The following is a 1,106-nucleotide window of genomic DNA, read 5'->3' as shown; positions in this document are numbered from 1 at the left end:
GTGGCGGTGGTGCTGCGGCGGCGGATCGCGCCGGTGGTCGGGACGGCGAGTCCGTCCCCGCGGCGGTCAGTCGTCGCGGATGAGGTCTCGCAGCTCGGCGAGCACCTGGGGGACCGCGTCGCGCACCTCGCCGTGGCCGCCGTCGGCGTCCCAGCGGACGTAGGCCGCCCGCGTCAGGGTGAGCACCACCAGGGACAGCATCTCGGCACGCGGGCTTCCGGGGTCGGTACCGAGGCGCTCGCCCACGACGGCCGCGACCTGCTGGTGGTGCTGCTCCATCTGCATCACCTGCCGCCCCAGCAGGCGGGGCTCGGAACGGGCGATCTGCATCGCGAGGGCGACCCGGCGGCGCCCGATCCCCTGGCGGCCCACCAGCCCGGTGACCAGGTGCCCGAGGTCGGACGAGAGGCGACCCGTGGGGCCGCCCGCCGCGAAGGCCCGCGCGACCTCGGCGTCCAGGACCCAGGGGCCGTGGCCGAGCACGGCGCCGTCCTTGGAGTCGAAGTAGTTGAAGAAGGTGCGCGTCGAGACCCCTGCCTCGGCGCAGATGGCATCCACCGTCACACCGTCCAGGCCGTGCTCCTGGACCAGCCGCTGCGCCGCGTCGATCAGGGCCTCGCGGCGCGCCTGCTTCTTGCGCTCGCGCAGCCCCGGAGCCGGGCCGCGCTCCTCGGGCTCCTGGGCGGCGGGATCATCCTTCACGACATGCATCTTTGCACTGACTGCATCAATGCACCAGGTGCACTGCGCGTGACCTGCGCCTCGTGACCTACGCCTCGCCGAAGCCCTCGGCCACCTGGGCGACCACGGCCCGGACCGCCGCCTGGGCACCGGGCCCGTGGGCCGCCACCGTCAGCTCCCGCCCGCCGGTCGCACCGAGCCGCATCAGCTCCAAGACGCTCGCCGCGTTCACCCCGTCGATCGTGACGGGGACGCCGAGCTCGGCGACGGCGCGCGAGAGCAGGGCCGCTGGCCGGGCGTGCAGGCCCAGCGGGTTGCGCAGGGTGACCGTCGCGTGGGCGGTCTCACCGGCGGAGTCCGTCCGGGTCGCGGTCTCGCCCGGAGCGGGGACGTGGTCGTCCTGGCCACCCGGGCAAGTCGGAGGC

2 protein-coding genes are annotated in these 1,106 nt (G+C 75.0%); both read right to left on the bottom strand.

Annotation, left to right across the window (positions count from 1 at the left end; all coding sequences use genetic code 11):
- Window positions 1-66: 66 nt before the first annotated feature.
- Complete coding sequence (locus L0B03_RS18240; RefSeq protein ID WP_250448478.1) at window positions 67-702, bottom strand: TetR/AcrR family transcriptional regulator; 636 nt, start codon at window positions 700-702, stop codon at window positions 67-69.
- Between the two features lie 67 nt (window positions 703-769).
- A partial coding sequence (locus L0B03_RS18235) for an HPr family phosphocarrier protein (RefSeq protein ID WP_250448476.1) occupies window positions 770-1,106 on the bottom strand: 337 nt, incomplete at its 5' end.

Origin of the sequence: Actinotalea sp. C106 (assembly GCF_023630195.1) — a bacterium.
In the GTDB taxonomy this organism is placed as follows: domain Bacteria; phylum Actinomycetota; class Actinomycetes; order Actinomycetales; family Cellulomonadaceae; genus Actinotalea.
The sequence above is the reverse complement of the archived record's forward strand: the minus strand, read 5'-3'. Positions and strand labels throughout refer to the sequence as shown.